The 17,254-nt window shown below is 65.3% G+C and carries 25 protein-coding genes; all 25 read left to right on the top strand.

Annotated features, from left to right (window positions below):
• Window positions 1–96: 96 nt before the first annotated feature.
• A complete protein-coding gene (locus AOZ49_RS28335; RefSeq protein ID WP_054479122.1) occupies window positions 97–945 on the top strand; it encodes a capsid scaffolding protein in 849 nt (282 codons plus the stop codon).
• A 49-nt stretch (window positions 946–994) separates the two neighbouring features.
• Entirely contained in the window at window positions 995–2,002 is a 1,008-nt protein-coding gene (locus AOZ49_RS28330) for a phage major capsid protein, P2 family (protein WP_054479121.1), read from the top strand.
• 83 nt (window positions 2,003–2,085) lie between these two features.
• The gene (gpM, locus tag AOZ49_RS28325) at window positions 2,086–2,700 is read left to right on the top strand and encodes a phage terminase small subunit (protein WP_197286796.1); all 615 of its coding nucleotides are present in this window, start codon (window positions 2,086–2,088) and stop codon (window positions 2,698–2,700) included.
• 93 nt (window positions 2,701–2,793) lie between these two features.
• Window positions 2,794–3,264, top strand: coding sequence for a head completion/stabilization protein (locus tag AOZ49_RS28320; protein ID WP_054479116.1), 471 nt, complete (start codon window positions 2,794–2,796; stop codon window positions 3,262–3,264).
• Window positions 3,264–3,470 carry a tail protein X gene (locus AOZ49_RS28315; RefSeq protein WP_054479114.1) on the top strand — a complete coding sequence of 69 codons (207 nt, stop codon included), beginning with the start codon at window positions 3,264–3,266 and terminating at the stop codon, window positions 3,468–3,470. The genes AOZ49_RS28320 and AOZ49_RS28315 overlap by 1 nt, the downstream gene beginning before the upstream one ends.
• 5 nt (window positions 3,471–3,475) lie before the next feature.
• Complete coding sequence (locus AOZ49_RS28310; RefSeq protein WP_054479112.1) at window positions 3,476–3,838, top strand: putative holin; 363 nt, start codon at window positions 3,476–3,478, stop codon at window positions 3,836–3,838.
• Complete coding sequence (locus tag AOZ49_RS28305) at window positions 3,835–4,134, top strand: phage holin family protein (RefSeq protein ID WP_054479109.1); 300 nt, start codon at window positions 3,835–3,837, stop codon at window positions 4,132–4,134. Before AOZ49_RS28310 ends, AOZ49_RS28305 begins: the two co-directional genes overlap by 4 nt.
• Window positions 4,127–4,933, top strand: coding sequence for an N-acetylmuramidase domain-containing protein (locus AOZ49_RS28300; protein ID WP_054479106.1), 807 nt, complete (start codon window positions 4,127–4,129; stop codon window positions 4,931–4,933). The genes AOZ49_RS28305 and AOZ49_RS28300 overlap by 8 nt, the downstream gene beginning before the upstream one ends.
• Entirely contained in the window at window positions 4,930–5,352 is a 423-nt protein-coding gene (gene lysB, locus AOZ49_RS33165) for an Rz-like lysis system protein LysB (RefSeq protein ID WP_054479104.1), read from the top strand. Before AOZ49_RS28300 ends, lysB begins: the two co-directional genes overlap by 4 nt.
• Window positions 5,246–5,467 (top strand): Rz1-like lysis system protein LysC, encoded by a 222-nt coding sequence (lysC, locus tag AOZ49_RS33740; protein ID WP_231690465.1) that lies wholly within the window; start codon window positions 5,246–5,248, stop codon window positions 5,465–5,467. Before lysB ends, lysC begins: the two co-directional genes overlap by 107 nt.
• Entirely contained in the window at window positions 5,451–5,951 is a 501-nt protein-coding gene (locus AOZ49_RS28290; RefSeq protein WP_082380616.1) for a phage tail protein, read from the top strand. Before lysC ends, AOZ49_RS28290 begins: the two co-directional genes overlap by 17 nt.
• On the top strand, window positions 5,944–6,405 hold the full coding sequence (locus AOZ49_RS28285; RefSeq protein WP_054479102.1) for a phage virion morphogenesis protein: 462 nt from the start codon (window positions 5,944–5,946) through the stop codon (window positions 6,403–6,405). Before AOZ49_RS28290 ends, AOZ49_RS28285 begins: the two co-directional genes overlap by 8 nt.
• Before the next feature lie 131 nt (window positions 6,406–6,536).
• Window positions 6,537–7,100: a phage baseplate assembly protein V gene (locus tag AOZ49_RS28280; protein ID WP_369815889.1), complete on the top strand. Its 564-nt coding sequence runs from the start codon at window positions 6,537–6,539 to the stop codon at window positions 7,098–7,100.
• Entirely contained in the window at window positions 7,097–7,453 is a 357-nt protein-coding gene (locus AOZ49_RS28275) for a GPW/gp25 family protein (protein ID WP_231690463.1), read from the top strand. Before AOZ49_RS28280 ends, AOZ49_RS28275 begins: the two co-directional genes overlap by 4 nt.
• A gap of 1 nt (window position 7,454) precedes the next feature.
• On the top strand, window positions 7,455–8,372 hold the full coding sequence (locus AOZ49_RS28270) for a baseplate assembly protein (RefSeq protein ID WP_054479100.1): 918 nt from the start codon (window positions 7,455–7,457) through the stop codon (window positions 8,370–8,372).
• A 1-nt stretch (window position 8,373) separates the two neighbouring features.
• The gene (locus tag AOZ49_RS28265; protein WP_054479098.1) at window positions 8,374–8,994 is read left to right on the top strand and encodes a phage tail protein I; all 621 of its coding nucleotides are present in this window, start codon (window positions 8,374–8,376) and stop codon (window positions 8,992–8,994) included.
• On the top strand, window positions 8,991–10,301 hold the full coding sequence (locus AOZ49_RS32050; protein ID WP_082380614.1) for a phage tail protein: 1,311 nt from the start codon (window positions 8,991–8,993) through the stop codon (window positions 10,299–10,301). Before AOZ49_RS28265 ends, AOZ49_RS32050 begins: the two co-directional genes overlap by 4 nt.
• Window positions 10,302–10,310: 9 nt before the next feature.
• Window positions 10,311–10,514 carry a hypothetical protein gene (locus AOZ49_RS32740; protein ID WP_156355770.1) on the top strand — a complete coding sequence of 68 codons (204 nt, stop codon included), beginning with the start codon at window positions 10,311–10,313 and terminating at the stop codon, window positions 10,512–10,514.
• 176 nt (window positions 10,515–10,690) lie between these two features.
• The gene (locus tag AOZ49_RS28260) at window positions 10,691–11,872 is read left to right on the top strand and encodes a phage tail sheath protein (protein ID WP_054479096.1); all 1,182 of its coding nucleotides are present in this window, start codon (window positions 10,691–10,693) and stop codon (window positions 11,870–11,872) included.
• A gap of 57 nt (window positions 11,873–11,929) precedes the next feature.
• Window positions 11,930–12,445: a phage major tail tube protein gene (locus AOZ49_RS28255; RefSeq protein WP_054479094.1), complete on the top strand. Its 516-nt coding sequence runs from the start codon at window positions 11,930–11,932 to the stop codon at window positions 12,443–12,445.
• A gap of 24 nt (window positions 12,446–12,469) precedes the next feature.
• On the top strand, window positions 12,470–12,829 hold the full coding sequence (locus tag AOZ49_RS28250; RefSeq protein WP_082380613.1) for a phage tail assembly protein: 360 nt from the start codon (window positions 12,470–12,472) through the stop codon (window positions 12,827–12,829).
• A gap of 8 nt (window positions 12,830–12,837) precedes the next feature.
• Complete coding sequence (locus AOZ49_RS32045) at window positions 12,838–12,954, top strand: GpE family phage tail protein (RefSeq protein WP_082380612.1); 117 nt, start codon at window positions 12,838–12,840, stop codon at window positions 12,952–12,954.
• A gap of 3 nt (window positions 12,955–12,957) precedes the next feature.
• Window positions 12,958–15,696 (top strand): phage tail tape measure protein, encoded by a 2,739-nt coding sequence (locus AOZ49_RS28245; protein WP_054479092.1) that lies wholly within the window; start codon window positions 12,958–12,960, stop codon window positions 15,694–15,696.
• Between the two features lie 11 nt (window positions 15,697–15,707).
• A complete protein-coding gene (locus tag AOZ49_RS28240; protein ID WP_054479090.1) occupies window positions 15,708–16,163 on the top strand; it encodes a phage tail protein in 456 nt (151 codons plus the stop codon).
• Window positions 16,163–17,248 carry a contractile injection system protein, VgrG/Pvc8 family gene (locus tag AOZ49_RS28235; protein ID WP_054479086.1) on the top strand — a complete coding sequence of 362 codons (1,086 nt, stop codon included), beginning with the start codon at window positions 16,163–16,165 and terminating at the stop codon, window positions 17,246–17,248. The genes AOZ49_RS28240 and AOZ49_RS28235 overlap by 1 nt, the downstream gene beginning before the upstream one ends.
• The last annotated feature ends 6 nt before the right edge of the window (window positions 17,249–17,254 follow it).

Raw genomic sequence — 17,254 nt, 5'->3', positions numbered from 1 at the left:
CTCAACCACCATTTCGCAGCAGCCGCCTGATCGGCGCAGAGCGACAGCCTACCTCTGACTGCCGCCAATCTTTGCAACAGAGCCCGCTGGTTTACCGTGGCCACCGAAGGCCAGACCACCGACGGCCGCAACATTCAGCGCACCTGGCTGGAGCAGATTGCGGCGACCTACAGCCGCGAAAAGTACGGCGCGCGCATCTGGATGGAGCACATTCGCGGCGTCGTTCCTGAAAGTCCGTTCTGCGCCTACGGCGATGTCCTGGCCGTGCGTACCGAGGAAAACGCCGAGGGCAAGCTTGCCCTGCAGGCGCAGCTCGACCCCACGCCGGCGCTGGTCGCCATGACCAAGGGTCGCCAGAAGATCTACACGTCCATCGAGATTCAGGAAGACTTCGCCGGCACCGGCAAGTGCGGCTTGGTCGGATTGGGCGTCACCGACAGTCCGGCGAGCTTGGGAACCTCCATCCTGGAATTCGCCGCCAAGAACCCCGCCGAGAATCCCCTCGCGGGCCGCAAGCAGTCGCCGGGCAATATGTTCTCCAGCCTGCTGGAAACGTCCCTGAACTTCGACGACGAAGCCGGCCCCGCCCCCGACACCGCAGCCACCACCAAGGCGCTACAGGCGTTCGGCGCCTTCTTCCGCTCCATGCTGCCGAGCCAGGCGCCTGCCCCCGCCCCGCTGCCGGCGCCGGCCTCCGCCCCGCCGGTGGACATCACCGCCGCGACCGAAGCATTCAGCGCGCTGGAGGCCGCGATCACGAAAACCACCACCGACCTGGCCGGCGCTGTCTCGAAGGTCTCGACCGAACTGGAAGCGTTCAAGACGCAGGCCGCGAGCGCAAAGGACCTGGCCGAGCTGCGCGCGCAATTGGACAAGACCCCCGGCCAATTCACGCAGCGCCCCACCGCTGCCGGCGGCACCGATCGCGTAAAGACCGACTGCTGACCACGCAGCCGCCGAAACCATCCTAACCACACCAGACCCGGACCATCAGATGCGCAACGACACTCGCACCCATTTCAACGCCTACCTGGGCGGCCTGGCCGCGCTGAACCAGGTTGAAAGCGTCACCCAGACTTTCAGCGTTCAGCCGGCCGTGCAACAGACGCTGGAAACCAAGATCCAGGAAAGCTCCGACTTCCTGAGCAAGATCAACATGCCCGGCGTCACCGAACAGCAGGGCCAAAAGCTGGGCCTGAACCTGGGCGGCCCGTCCGCCTCGCGGACCGACACCCAAACGAAGGACCGCGAACCCCGCGACCTGACGACGATGGACGACAACGGCTATCACTGCCGCCAAACGAACTTCGATTCGTTCATCCCCTACGCCAAGCTGGATGCCTGGGCGCACTTCCCCGACTTCGAGACCCGCATCCGTGATTTGCTGATCCACCGCCAGGCGCTGGACCGCATCATGATCGGGTTCAACGGCATCAGCGTTGCCGCGACCACCGACCCCAGCAAGAACCCGCTGCTGCAGGACGTGAACAAGGGCTGGCTGCAGAAGATGCGCGAACATGCCGAAGAGCGCGTCATGGCCGCTGGCAGCGCGGCCGGCAAAGTCACGGTTGGCGCTGGCGGCGACTATGACAACCTGGATGCCCTGGTCTTCGACGCCATCACCCTGCTGGACCCGTGGCACCGCGAGAATCCCGACCTCGTCGCCGTCGTCGGGCGCGGCTTGATGCACGACAAGTATTTTCCGCTGGTCAACAAAGAAAACCGCGCCACCGACACCCTGGCCGCCGATCTCATCATCAGCCAGAAGCGCATTGGCGGCCTCGCTGCCGTACAGGCGCCGTTCTTCCCCGAAAAGAAGGTGCTCATCACCACGCTGGACAATCTGTCGCTGTACTGGCAAATCGGCGGCCGTCGTCGCCACATCGAAGAGAACGCCAAGCGCAGCCGCATCGACACCTACGAAAGCTCCAACGATGATTACGTCATCGAGGACTACGGCATGGCCGCGCTGGTCGAAAACATCGAGCTGGTGAAGGCCTGACCATGACCAGCCCCGCACAACGACACCGCACGCGGGTGCTGGCCGCACGTGCGAGCGCGGCCGATGACGCCGCGCCCGCCGTCATGGGCGGCATCTACGGCCAGATGATGGCCAAGCTGACCGGAGACCGCCGGCGCCTGCATGACATCCAGTCCGTGGAGCGCAAGATTTCGACCAAGCGCGAGATGGTTCCGGATTACGCCGACTATCTCGACGGCGTGCTGACGGGCAACAGAGGCCAGCCGGACGAGGTGGTCACCACGCTCATGGTGTGGCATTTCGACATCGGCGCATTCTCGCGCGGCCTGCAGCTCGCCGACTACGTGCTGCGCCATGACTTGCAGCTTCCTGAACGCCTCAAGCGCAACACGGCCACCCTGCTGCTGGACGAAGTGGCGGGCCAGCTCGCCGATGGCGTCGTCACCGACCACGGCCAGGCCATGCAACTGCTGCAGGAAGTGGCGCGCCTGGTGGACGGGCACGACGCGCCGGACCAAGCCCGCGCCAAGCTGCATTTGGCCCTGGGCAAGACCCTGGCGGCGCAGGCCGGCGACGAGCCGCGCGGCGCGCAGTTGGAGATGGCCCGCGCGGCCGTCGCGCAGCTCCGGCGCGCGGTGGAGCTGCACAGCGGCGTGGGCGCGAAGAAGCTCATCGAGCAACTGGACCGCAAGATCAAGAACGCCGGCAACGCCGGTTAAACGAGTGCCCCCAAAGCGCACGGCGGCGCGGGCGGAAGGTCGGTCCTAGACCGGCTGGATGCCCGCCCACCGCCGATTTCACTACGACAAGCCATGAGCTTCATCGCACCCGCACCCGCGCCCCGCGCCGCACAGCCGAAGCTGATCGGAAACGATGGCTTCTTTCCGAACATAGACCTCGACAATGCCCGCGAGACGCTGCGCCTGGATGGCACCGTCACCGATGCGCGGCTGCGCTTCGCCCTGGTCGGCGCAGTGCTGGAGGCGGGTAACAGCCTGGCCGCCTGGAAGGTAGCGCAAACCGCGCAGGGCTATGCCCAGCTCAAGGATGTGCCGGCCGACAACATCGACGGCGCCACGCGCCTGGAGCATGCCTACCGGCGCGCCGTCTACAGCCTGGCCAAGGCCGATCTCATCGAGCGCATGACCGACTACGACACCACCGCAGCCGGCCAGAAACGGGCCGACGCGCTCAACGAAGCGCCCGACGACCACCGGCGAAATGCGCGCTGGGCGCTGGCCGACATCATCGGCAAGAAGCGCAACATCGTGGACCTCATCTGATGAAGGTCCGCGCGCAACAAGGCGACACCGTGGATGCGCTCTGCTGGCGTCGCCTGGGCACCACGCGCGACGTGGTGGAAGCCACCTACGAACTCAATCCCGGCCTGGCCGACCTGGGCGCGGTGCTTCCGCATGGCCATGTCGTCGTGTTGCCGGACGCCGCCCCTCAACCTACGGCGGCGCCTGCCGTCAAACTCTGGGACTGAACCCAATGGCCGAACCCTCGACCGTATCGGGCGCAGTGGCCACCACGCTGGTATCCGGCGCGGCCCTGTCGCAAATCTTGCCGCTGATCGACGCAAACGCGGCCTTCGGCGCCGTCATGGGCGCCGCCCTTGTGGCGAGCACCAAGAAAGACCTCACCGCGTGGAAGCGCTTCGCCTCCTTTCTGGTCTCGGGCCTGTGCGGCTACGGCGGCGCGGGCGAGATCGTGGCGCGCGAGCTGGCCAAGGAATCCTTCCTGCCTGCGCTGATCGGCGCGGTTGTTATCGTGCCGCTGGCGCTCAAGCTGCTGGCCAAGGCGCCGGACTTCGACCTGGGAACCGTTTTCCGGGGCTTGGGGGACAAGAAATGACCGACCTGCACCCTACCCCTACCCTCTCTCTCATCGCGGTGGCCTGCGCCCTTCTGTACGCCGCCACGGCCAGCCGGTTCCTGTGGTATCAGCCCAACGGCGCGCGCCATCGCCGCCTGCTGTCGTGCCTGGCCAGCGCTCTGATTGCTGCATTGTTCTGCCGCGCCGTCGAAATCCTGCTGCTGCACTCCCCTGCCGGCCCGTCCGAGCTGGTCATTGCCGCGCTGCTGTGCGTAGGCGCATGGCGCGCGCGCGGCAATCTCGCCACCTTCACCCGAGGAAACTCCGATGTCTGACATTCTGCGCAAGGGCGCTATCGGCCAAGCCGTGGCAGACCTGCAATCCGACCTGCGGCGCGCCGGCTACCCAATCGAGCGCACGGCGGTCTACGACGACGCGACGCGTGACGCCGTGGCGGCGCTGCAAAAGGCCAGCGGCCTGGTGGTCGATGGCGTCTATGGGCCTAAGAGCCGCGCCGCGCTGGCCAACTTCGACCTGTCGCGCCTGTTGCGGGAATCCGACCTCATCGCCGCCGCCGAGCGCCTGGACGTGCCGCTGGCAAGCATCAAGGCAGTGAACGAGGTGGAATCGCGCGGGCGCGGCTTTCTGCCCGATGGTCGCCCCGTCATCCTCTTTGAGCGGCATGTCTTCTGGAAGCAGCTCATCGAGCATGGCATTGACCCGCTGCGGCACGCCGACCGCACATCCATCCTGAGCCGCCAGCGCGGCGGCTATGCCGGCGGCGCGGCCGAGTACGTGCGCCTGGCGAGCGCGTCGCAGATTTGCGCGCCTGCCGCCCAAGAGGCGGCGAGCTGGGGGCTGTTCCAAATCATGGGCTATCACTGGAAGACCCTGGGCTATGCCGATGTGGGGGCCTTCGTGCAAGCGCAGCACCGCAGCGAAGGCGATCATCTGGCGGCCTTCACCACGTTCATCCTGGCCGACCCCGAGCTGCACCGTGCGCTCAAGGGCCGCAAGTGGGCGCTGTTCGCCCGCCGCTACAACGGGCCGGCCTATGCGGAAAACCTCTACGACGTGAAGCTGGAGCGCGCCTACGCGCGCCTCTCCGGCGAAGGGCAGGAGAAGGCCGCATGAAAGCGTTCCTGCAGGCGGCCGCGCCCTATCTCGCCATCGCCGCCCTGGCGCTGATGGTCTGGTCCCAGCGCGGCGATATCGCGCGCCAGGAATCCACCATCACGAACTACGGCCAGGTTATCGAGCGCCAGACTGCCGAGATGCTGGAGCTGGGCGGCCGCATGGACACGCAACGTCTCGACCTGGCGCAACTGGAGCGCACGCAGGATGAATTTCGCAACGCGCTGGATCAGCGCACGTTCGACCTTGAAAGGCTGAAGAATGAAAATCCGGAAATTCGCCGCTGGGCTGATGCTCTGCTGCCTGATGCTGTTGCAGGGCTGCGCCAGCGCCCCGCCATCACAGGGTCCGCGGCTTACGCTGAATACCTGCGCGCCCGTGACCCCGTGCAGCCTGCCGGCGGCGGCCCCGCGAACTGAGGGCGATCTGAACCTGCTGATCGACCGCATAGAAGCCGCCTGGGCCATCTGCGCCGCCAAGGTGGACACCATCATCAAGTGCCAGGACGAGGCGAGCCATGCGAAAGGCCAATGAGCTGCGCGAGTACCTGACCAGGTGCAACCGCTACCTTGCCGAGAATCCCGACCGGCTGCACATCTTCGTGGACGATGGCAGCATCCATTGCACGGCGTCGCTGAACCTCTCGCACGAGTACCGCTACACCATCACCATCGTGGTGACCGACTACGCCGGCGTGGCCGACGCCCTGATGCTCCCGTTGCTGGCCTGGCTCCGGATCAAGCAGCCCGAGCTGATGGCCAATCCCGAGCGGCGCGCCAATGCCATCCAGTTTGATGTTGAGTTGCTGAATCACAACGCGGCCGATGTCGAAATCAAGCTGCCGCTGACCGAGCGCGTTGTCGTGCGGCAGTTGCCTGACGGCTCGATGGTGGCCGAGCATGTGGACGAGCCGGTAGACCCGGAGCTGCCCGAAGCGGCCCCCGATGTCACAATCGCCATCCCGGGCGTCGAGCCTGACACTGTGACTGTGCCTGACTGGCGGCAAACCCATGGCTGACGATCTATCGGACGTGCAGGCCTGGGTCGCCGGCCTGTTGGCGCAGCTCCGGCCGGCCGAGCGACGCCGCGTCAACCGCGCGATCGCGGTAGAGCTGCGCCGCACCGAAGGGCAGCGGATTGCCGCCCAACAGAACCCGGACGGCACGCCCTACACCCCCCGCCGCACCAAGAACCTACGCGGCAAGCGCGGCGCCATTCGGCGCAAGATGTTCGCTCGACTTCGCACTTCTCGATACCTGCGCGTCGAAGCGACGGACACCGATGCGGTGGTCGGCTACAGCGGCGGCGTGGCGCGCCTGGCCCGCGTCCACCAGGAAGGCCGCACAGACCGCCCAGCGCGCGGCCAAGCGCCCGTGCGCTACGCCCGCCGCAAGCTGCTGGGCTTTACCGAGCGGTCGCGCAACATGGTTCTCGACGCCCTGGCCCGCCACCTGGCAGGCCAACGCCTGTAGTACGCGCAAGCACAAGGCGCGCCCCGTGCGCGCGCGAAGGCGGCCCGGCAACATGGCCGCTATGCATGACATCGCCGAACTCTTCCGCCTCATCTCAAACCTGATCCGCATCGGTACGGTCTCCGCCGTCGATCTGGCCAGCCAGCCGGCGCGCGCGCGTCGCGTCGGGCGATCTTGAAACCAACTGGCTACCGTGGCTGGAGCTGCGCGCCGGCACGACAACGACATGGAACCCGCCCACCGTGGGCGAGCAAGTTGTGTTGCTCTGTCCTGACGGCGACCCGGCCGGCGGCGTGGTGCTGGCCGGCCTGAACTCGGAAGCTATCCCCGCCCCTTCCGGCAGTGCAGCGGAGCATGTCACGCGCTATCCGGACGGCGCGCGCATCGTCTACGACCACGAAGCCGGCAAACTCACTGCGGAGGGCATCAAGACGGCAATGATCCAGGCCAGCGAATCCGCCACCGTCAAATGTCCCGAAATCACCCTTGACGGCAATGTGACCGTGACGGGCTTGTTTACCTATCAGGCCGGCATGAGCGGCAAGAACGGCAAGGGCAACAGCACCGCCATCACCGGCGATCTGCGCCACACCGATGGCGAGCTGTCGTCTCACGGCGTCGTGCTTCATACGCACACCCACGGCGGTGTGCTGCAAGGCGGCGATCAAACCCAAGGACCAGGGGCAGGCGCATGACCTACATCGGGATGGACGCCAACACGGGCCTGCGAATCAGCGGCCGCCAACACCTGAATCAGTCTGTGACGAAGATCCTCACGACCTCGATAGGGACGCGCGTTCGGCGCCGGCCCTTCGGCGCCATGGCCGCCGACCTGATCGACACCCCGACCAACGGCGCCGCCCTGCTGCAGCTCTACGCCGCAGCCGCTACCGCCCTGATGCTGTGGGAGCCCCGGCTGCGTGTGCGCAACCTGTCGGCCAGCATCAATGCCGACCGGCCCGGCGCGCTGGTGCTGAACGTCCACGGCGAAGCCGACACGGGCGACCGTACCGAAAGCGTGTCCCTGTCCACCACCTTGAGCGCCTGATATGGCAAGCCAGAACATCATTGACCTCTCTCAGCTCCCCGCCCCGGAAGTGGTGGAGCCGCTGGACTACGAACGGATTCTGGAAACGCGCAAGGCGCGGTATCTCGCCCTCTTCGCGCAGGAAGACCGCGATGCCGTGGCCAAGGCGCTGGCGCTGGAATCCGAACCGCTGGTCATCACCCTGCAGGAGAACGCCGAACGCGAAGTCATCCTTCGCCAGCGCGTCAACGATGCGGCGCGCGCGGTGCTTCTTGCCTTCGCGCGGGGAGCCAACCTGGAACACATCGCCGCCGAGTACAACGTCCGCCGCCTGGTCATCAGGCCCGCCGACCCCACCGCCCTGCCGCCGGTGGAGGCGGTGTACGAAGGCGACGACGAGCTGCGCGAGCGCGCGCAGATGGCCTGGGAAGGACTGGCAACGGCCGGTCCCCGCGATGGCTACATCTTCCATGCCCTGAGTGCTGATGGCCAAGTCTCCGATGTCACCGCCACCACGCCGGAACCTTGCGATGTGCTCATCTGTGTGCTGTCGCGTGATGGGGATGGCACCGCGCCGGCGCAACTGCTGGCCAAGGTACGGGCCAAACTCAGCGACGAGGACATACGGCCCATGGGCGACCGCCTCACCGTCCAATCCAGCAGCATCGTTCCCTACGCCGTGCGCGCGGTCCTGCACATGAAAGGCGAAGGGCCAGGGCGATCCGTAGCGCTGGAGGCCGCCACGCGTGCGTGCAATGCCTACGTCAACCGCGCCCGCCGCGCCGGCGTGTCCGTCTGGCGCTCCGCGATCAACGCCACCCTGCATGTCGAAGGCGTCGCACATTTGGAATTGATCGAGCCGGCCGACGATATGGTGCTGTCTGCCACCCAGGCCGCCACCTGCACGGGCGTCGAAGTCACCATTGCGCCCGAGGGCTGACATGGCCGAAAAGCCCTTGCTGCTGCCGCCATCGTCTACGCCCGTTGAGCGCAAGCTTGCACAGGTCGGCGCCGACATCGAGGACATCCCATTGCCCCTGCGGGCGCTTCGCCGTGCGAGCACCACGCCCAGCGCGCTGCTGCCCTGGCTGGCGTGGGAGCGCTCCGTAGACCGCTGGGACGACACATGGTCGGACGCCGCCAAGCGTAAGGCCGTGGCGAATTCATTCTTGATACACCGGCTGAAAGGCACCATCGGCGCACTGCGGCGCGTGGTGGAGCCGCTGGGCTATCTGCTTGAAGTCACCGAGTGGCACCAGATGGCACCCGAGGGCAAGCGCGGCACCTTTCGGCTCACCATCGGCGTGCTGGACAGTGGCATATCCGAAGGCATGTATTACGAGCTGGGCCGGCTCATCGACAGCACCAAGCGCCTGAGCCAGCACCTGATCGGCCTGGCCATCGCGGTGGAGGTACGCGCGCCGCTGGAGCACTGCCTCGCGTCGTATGACGGCGACGTGATGACTGTATACCCCTATCAACCCCAACCTGTGGAAGTGGCAGCCGGCGTGTCTTCGGCCGTGACCACGCACATCATCGACACCCTGACGGTATACCCATGACTACCTATTTCGGAATCCTCACCAAGATCGGCGAAGCCAAGGAGGCCAACGCCAAGGCGCTGGGCGTCCCCGTCAACATCACCGAGCTGGAAGTCGGTGACGGCGGCGGCGTGCTGCCCGTGCCGAGCCGCGAGCAAACCTCGCTGATCGGCTCCAAGCACCGCGCGCCCATCAATCGCAAATTCGTTGACCCGAGCAATCCGGCCTGGCTGGTAGTGGAACAGGTCATCCCGGAGCAGTTCGGCGGGTGGTGGGTCCGCGAAATGGGACTGCGCGACGCTGACGGCGATCTGGTCGCGGTCTGCAATTGTCCGCCCACCTACAAGCCGCAGATGGCCGAAGGTTCGGCACGCACGCAGGTGGTGCGCATGGTTCTGCAGGTTTCCAGCACCAGCAATTTCACGCTCAAGATTGACCCCGCAGTGGTACTGGCTACGCGTCAACTCGTTGAAGACGGACTGGCCAAGAAACTGGACAAAACCGACACGGCTGCGGCGGCTCTCAAACTTTCCACCGCTCGATCCTTTTCAATCACCGGCGGCGCGACAGCAGAAGCGAAGAGCTTTGACGGTACCGCTCCTGTTGCACTGAATGTAACTGGACTGGATATGAGCAAGGCTAACGCCGGCACCCTGTCGGTAACGCGCGGCGGAACTGGTCTGGCAACGATTGCAGCCGGAAATTTCGTGCTCGGCGCCGATAATGCTTCCCTGACAACGAGGACTCCAAGCCAAGTTCTGACGCTTATAGCCGGCGCGTCTTTGGCGTCACCTGCACTAACTGGCGAACCCACCGCGCCGACTCCGGAGCCTGCGGACAGTTCCAACCGATTGGCAACAACCGAATTCGTTCTCACGGCACTTTCAGGAATCAGCGTACCGCAGGCATCCACCGCGACCCCCGGCATCTCGCGCCGCGCCACTTCGCCGGAAGCTCAAAGCCTTACGCGAGACGACCTGACCATCAGCCCCGCATCGTTGCGAGCGGCGTTTCAAGGTTCCAACTACTCGGCCACCTACAACGGCTTCGACAGAATGCCCGGTGGCATGACCCGAAACTGGGGCGTAGTGCCGCAGGTCACTATCCCTCCGAATTCGACCCTTGAAGCGAACATAACCTTCCCCGAGGCATTTCTGCAGGACGCATTGATCATTAACCTCACAATTGAGACCTCAGCGCCAACCCAGGTGAGCTGCGCAATCAAACCCGGGAGTCTTACAAAAACTGGATTCACAGTTATTCGGGGGAACTCTTCCACCTCGACGCCTTGGAATGTCATCGTTCGCTATGAGGCCTACGGCCGTTAAGGAGTGCAAATGTCCACGAATCGTTACTACAGTCCCTCGACCCGCGGCTTCTACACAACGGAGCGACATGGCGACCAAGTGCCGAAGGACGCGACACGACTCGCGACGGGCGAGTATGAAAAATGGGCAGACTACGGCGGCGAAATTGCCGGCATCACCGCTGGCGGTTTGTTGGTCATGGCTCCGCCACCGGTCCCCATTCCGATCGAATGACGTATGCAACTACAGGCCCGCTCTGGCGGGCCTTTTGCTTTTCTGACCGGCGCACGCGCCCTGTATGTCTGCGAGACACAAATGAATTTCCGTGCGCGCGCGAAGCCCCCCCCGGCAGACTGGCTGCCATACCCGCAGAGTTATGCGGGCTCTGCTCACCACTCTGAGGTTCATCCATGGCACTTGACCAATACCACCACGGCGTGCGCGTCATCGAGGCTGACGACGGCACCCGCCCCATTCGCACCGTATCTTCGGCCGTCGTCGGAATGGTGGCCACGGCGGAAGACGCCGACCCGAAAACGTTCCCGCTGAACACGCCGATTCTGGCCACCAATATCATGGCGGCCGCCGGCAAGGCTGGCACCAAAGGCACCCTGGCGCGCGCGCTGGACGCCATCAGCGCCCAGACCAACCCCGCTACGATCATCGTGCGCGTCGCGCAGGGCGCAACCGAAGCCGAGACCACCTCCAACGTCATCGGCGGCGCCGCCAGCGATGGCCGCTACACCGGCCTCAAAGCGCTGCTGGCCGCGCAGAACTCCGGCCCCAAGCTGAAACCCCGCATCATCGGCATTCCCGGCCTGGAAAACGCTGCCACCACGGCCGCGCTGGCCGAGATCGCGCAGAAGCTGCGCGGCTTCGCCTACGCCAGCATGAAGGGCTGCGAGACCAAGGAAGACGCCGCCGCTTTCCGCGAAGGCTTCGGGCAACGCGAACTCATGCTGCTGTGGCCCGACTTCCTGGGGTGGGACAGCCGCGCGAACACCGAGGGCATCATTACCGCGTCTGCCGCCGCGCTGGGCCTGCGGGCCAAGCTGGACAAGGACATCGGCTGGCACAAGGTGCTGTCCAACGTCGCGGTCAACGGCGTGACCGGCATCAGCAAGGATGTTTTCTGGGACTTGCAAGACCCCGCGACGGACGCCGGCTACCTGAACGAAAAGGACATCACCACGCTGGTGAACCGCACGGGCTTTCGCTTCTGGGGTAGCCGCACCTGCGCCGGCCCCACCAGCCTGTACCCGTTCGAGAACTACACGCGCACCGCGCAAATCCTGGCCGACACCATGGCCGAGGCGCATATGTGGGCGGTGGACGCGCCCCTGCATCCCTCGCTGGTCAAAGACATTCTGGAAGGCATCAACGCCAAATTCCGCCAGCTCAAGGCCCTGGGCTACATCATCGACGGCCAGGCCTGGTACGACGACGCGCCGAACACCAAGGAATCGCTCAAGAGCGGCAAGTTGGTGCTTGATTACGACTACTCACCCGTGCCGCCGCTGGAAGACCTGGGATTCCGCCAGCGCATCACCGACCGCTATCTGCTCGACTTCTCCCAGCGGATCGCCGCCTAATCCCCTACGCCCAGCGCCGCCGCGCGCTGGGCCTTCTGCATACTCGGAGCCAATTCCATGGGACTGCCCGCCAAGCTCAAAAATATGAACGTGTACAACGACGGCACCAGCTACGCCGGCGTCGCCACGTCCGTCACCCTCCCCAAGCTCACCCGCAAGATGGAAGCGTTTCGCGCGGGCGGCGTCGCCGGCGCCATCAAGGCTGACTTCGGCCTGGACGATGACGCGCTCAAGGTCGAATGGACCTGCGGCGGCGTCGTGAAACAAATCCTGCAGCAGTACGGCGCTGTGGATGTCGCCGGCGTTCAACTGCGCTTCGCCCAGGCCTACCAGCGCGACGACACCAACGAAGTGACCGCAGTGGAAATCATCGTGCGCGGCCGGCACTCGGAAATTGATCGGGGCGAGTCGAAAGTCGGCGATGACACCGAGGTCAAGATCGTGACCGAGTGCGTCTACTACAAGGAATCGCACGACGGCCAGACCGTCTTTGAAATCGACCTGGTGAACATGATTCACATGGTCGGCGACGTTGACACCATGCAGGCCATCCGCACCGCCATCGGCCTGTAACCATCCCCCACACTTGGAGCCATCATGACCGACAAGACCAGCCAGCCCATCGACAGCCAGGCCCTCGCCCAAGTCGCCGCCATCATCGACACCCCTGACCTGAAGTCGGTCGATCTGGACGAGCCGATCAAGCGCGCCGGCGGTGAAATCACCCGTCTGCTTATCCGCAAGCCCAAGGCCGGCGCGCTGCGTGGCGTAACCCTCATGTCGCTGGTACAGGTCGATGTGCAGGCGCTGTGTACCGTCCTGCCGCGCGTGTGCGATCCCATCCTGACGCCCGCTGAGATCCGCGACATGGACCCGGCCGACCTGTTGAGCGCGGGGGCCACGCTCGCCAGTTTTTTTATCAGCAAGGCGGAACGGCTGGCTATCCAAACTGCGTAGAGGACGCCATGGCGGACATCGCCATGGTCTTCCACTGGCCGCCGGCCGCCATGGACCCCATGGAGCTGGCCGAGCTGGCCGACTGGCGCGAACGCGCGCGCGTGCGCTATCAACCCGAGACGTAACAGATGGACAAGGCGCTACAACTGCGCGTGATTGCAGCCCTGCAGGACAAGCTTTCCGGGCCGCTGCAGAAAATGAAAGGCGCGGCGGCGGCGTCCGCCCAAGGCGTCGCCGACCTGCGCGGCAAGCTCAAGCAGCTCACGGCAGCGCAGCGCGACATCGGCCAGTTCCGCGAGCTGACGCGCGGCCTGCAAACCACCCGCGCCGAGATGGCCACGGCGCAGCAGCGCGTGGCCACCCTGGCCCAGCAGATGCAGGCCACCGCCAACCCCACCCGCGCGATGACGCGGGAATTCAATCAGGCCGTGCGCACCGCCCAGCAGCTCAAAGAACGGCACGGCCAGCAATCGACGGAGCTGCAGCGCCTACGCGAAAGCCTGGGCCGCGCCGGCATATCCACATCGAGCCTGGCACGGGACGAAAGGGGCCTGCGCCAGCAGGTTGACCACACATCCCAAGCCCTGACCCGCCAGACGCAGAAGCTGCAGGCCGCCGCCGTGCATCAGCAGAAGCTGACAGCCGCCAAGGAAAAGTATGGCGCGGGGAAGTCCGCCGTCGGTGCGATGGCTGGCGCCGGTGCTGCGGGCCTGGCCGCCGGCGGCGGCGCGCTCTATGCCGAGTCCCGGTTTATCCGGCCTGGTGTTGAATTCGACGCCAAGATGAGCAAGGTTCAGGCCTTGGCCCGCGTGGACAAAGCCAGCAACGAAATGGCGTCGCTGCGCAAGCAGGCGCGCGACCTGGGCGCGACAACGATGTTTTCCGCTACCCAGGCCGCTGATGCGCAAGGCTTTCTTGCGATGGCCGGCTTCAGCGCCAAAGCCATTCTGGACGCCATGCCCGGCATGCTCTCGCTGGCCAAGGCCGGCGACACCGATCTCGCGCAGACCGCCGACATCGGGTCCAACATCCTGACGGGCTTCAAACTGCCGGCCGAACAGATGAACCGCGTGGGCGACGTGCTGACGGCGGCCTTCACGCGGTCCAACACCAGCCTGTACATGCTGGGCGAGACGATGAAGTATGTGGCGCCGGTGGCCGCCGGCGTCGGCCAGGACATCGAGACCGTGGCCGCGATGGCCGGCAAGCTGGGCGACGCGGGGATTCAGGGCAGCATGGGCGGCACCGCGCTGCGCGCCATCATCGGCCGGCTGGCAGCGCCGCCCAAGATGGCGGCCGACGCCCTGAACAAGCTGAACATCAAGACCAAGGACGCGAAAGGCAACCTGCGACAGCTCCCCGACATCCTGCAGGAGCTGCACAAGAAGACGGCGAAGATGGGCAACGCCGAGCGCTCGGGCTTCTTCAAGCACATTGCCGGCGAAGAGGCTTTCAGCGGCCTGCAGGTGCTGGTTGAGCAAGCCGGCACCGGCGAGCTGCAGAAGTTCGTCGCCACGCTCAAGCAATCCGCGGGCGAGGCGGACAAGACCGCCGGCACCATGGCGGACAACTTGGTAGGAGATCTGGACGAGCTGAAAAGCGCGTTTGAGGACGTGGGCATCCAGGTAGAGGAATTGCACGACAACACGCTGCGCCGCCTCACCCGTGGCCTGGCCGGCATCGTCAGCAGCGTTGGGGAGTGGATGAAAGCCAATCCGCGACTCGCCAGCGCGTTGACCGCCACCGCCGCCGTCATCGCGGCCCTGACCGCCGCATTCGGCGCGTTGACCCTGGCGCTCGCCGCCGTGCTCGGGCCGTTCATCGTGGTGCGCTATGGGCTGTCGATGCTGGGCATTCAGGGCGGCAGCTTGATGGGCGTGCTGGCCAATCTGGCCAAGGGCGGCTTTGGCCTGCTGGGCCGGACCATTCTGACCGTGGGCAAGCTGTTGCTGGGTAATCCCATTGGCCTGGCCATCATGGCCATTGCGACCGCCGCGTATTTCATCTACCAGTACTGGACGCCGATCAAGGCCTTTTTCTCGGGCCTCTGGACGCAGATAACCGCTACCTTCGATTCCGCCCAGACCTGGCTGGGCGAGCTGCTGCTCTCGTTGAACCCCATGCCGATCCTGTCCGCCGCCTGGACCGGCCTGACCACCTTCTTCAGCGATCTGTGGGAATCCGTGAAGGTGGCGTTTGACGGCGGCCTGGCCGGCATCGGCGCGCTGATGTTGAACTGGTCGCCTGTCGGCCTGCTCTACCAGGCCATTTCTGGCGCCCTGGGAACGCTGGGCATCGAGCTACCCGGCAACTTCACAGAATTCGGCTCAATGCTCATTCAGGGGCTTATCAACGGCATATCGAGCATGGCCGGCGCGCTCAAGGAGTCGATTTCCAACATCGGCTCGGGCATCGTCGGATGGTTCAAGGAAAAGCTGGGCATCCATTCGCCCAGCCGCGTTTTCGCGCAGATGGGCGGGTTTGTGTCGGAAGGTGCGGCCGTGGGCATCGAGGCGGGCCAGCCGGCCGCCGTAAAGGCCGCCCAGGCGCTCGCCGCATCCGTGGCCATAGGTGGGGCCATGTTGCCGGCGTCAGGCGCTCTCGCGGCCCCTGGCAGCGCCCTGGCTGCGCCCGCTGGCATGGTTAGCGAAGCCGGAGCCCTGGCAAGGATCGACAGACGGCCGCCGATGTCGGCAAGCGCGGCCGGCGGGCGCGCCATCACCATCCAAGGCGACACCATCACCATCCACATCAACGGCGCCGGCGCTGGCCAGGCCGACATAGCGCGAGCCGTCGAAGACGTATTGCGCCGGCGGGATGCTGACAAGGCGGCGCGGTTGCGCTCTGCCTACTACGACAACGAATAGGAACCACGCTCATGATGATGGCCCTTGGCATGTTTATTTTCGGTCTGCCGACCGCCGCATATCAGACGCTCAAGCGTCAGAACGAATGGCGGCACCCCTCGAATTCACGCATGGGCGCGGGGCCGGCCTACCAGTTTGTCGGCAAGGGAGAAGACACCATTACGCTGACGGGGACGATCATTCCGCAGCTCTTCGGCACCACCAGCGCCATCCGGCTGCTGCGACGGATGGGCGACACGGGAAAGGCCTATGTGATGGTCGATGGCATGGGGACGGTCTACGGCGCTTTCATCATCACTGGCCTGGACGCGGAAGATTCAATGTTCTTCGTCAACGGCCTGCCGCAGAAATCGGACTTCACCGTCACCCTCAAGTGCGTGGACGATTCACAGGCCCGGCCGTTGCTCGATGACCTGCAAATTCCCATCGACAAGATGGACGGCTCTATCGCCGGTTGGGGGCTTTGATGCTGAACACGTTCACCGAAGGCCTGGAACGCGGGCGCGCCGAATACGCCGCGCCGCGCTGGCGCGTCACCGTCGACGGAAGGGATGTCACTGGCAAGGTGGCGCCGCGCCTGATGAGCTTGTCTATCACCGAATGCCGATCGGACCAGGCCGACCAGCTCGATATCACGTTGAGCGATCATGACGGCCTGCTGGAGCTGCCCCGCCGTGGCGTGGCCGTGCGGGTCTTCCTGGGCTGGAACGATGCCCGCGGCATGGTGGACAAAGGCACCTTCGAGGTGGACGAGGTGGAGTTTTCCGGGCCGCCCGACATCATCACCCTGCGCGCGCGCAGCGCGGACATGAGCAATGCACTGCGCACGCGCGCCACGCGCAGTTTCCACAAGACAAGCATCAAAGCCATCGTGGAGACCATCGCCAAAGCGCACAAGCTCGCGCCCGTGGTTGGCTCGTTCGGCGCAACGAAGATCGCGCACATCGACCAGACCGACGAATCAGACCTGGCGTTTCTCAATCGCATTGGCAAGCGCTACGACGCCGTGGCCACCATCAAGGAAGGAAAGCTGCTGTTCCTGCCCATCGGCAACGGCGGCACGGCCAGCGGCAAGGAGATGCCCACCATCGAGCTGACGCGACGCGACGGCGACGCCATCCGCTACCAAGTCGCGGACCGCGATTCGTACACCGGCGTGCATGCGTCCTGGCAGGACAAGGGCAAGGCCAAACGCCGGCATGTCCTGGCGGGCGTGATCGGCAACGCCAAGCGCCTGCGGCAACTGTATGCGAGCGAAGAGGACGCGTTGGAGGCAGCTCGCGCTGAATGGGCGCGCCTGCAGCGCGGCACCGCCACGCTGCGTTTTGAGCTGGCCTATGGCCGGCCGGACCTGACGCCGCAGGCTAAGGTCCGCATGCTGGGCACCAAACCGCTTATCAGCTCCACCGTGTGGCTGCTATCGCGTGTGACGCACAAGTTGGACGATGGCGGGCTGACGACCAGTTGCGAGGGAGAAACGGCAGACGCGCGAAAGACCGATGAGGGTCCGTCTGACGGCGACCTGCCCACGATTGAGGACGACGCGGACTAACGCGCC

Source organism: Achromobacter sp. 2789STDY5608615 (assembly GCF_001298995.1).
Classification (GTDB): domain Bacteria; phylum Pseudomonadota; class Gammaproteobacteria; order Burkholderiales; family Burkholderiaceae_B; genus Achromobacter; species Achromobacter insuavis.
This window is presented reverse-complemented; position numbering and strand designations above follow the sequence as displayed.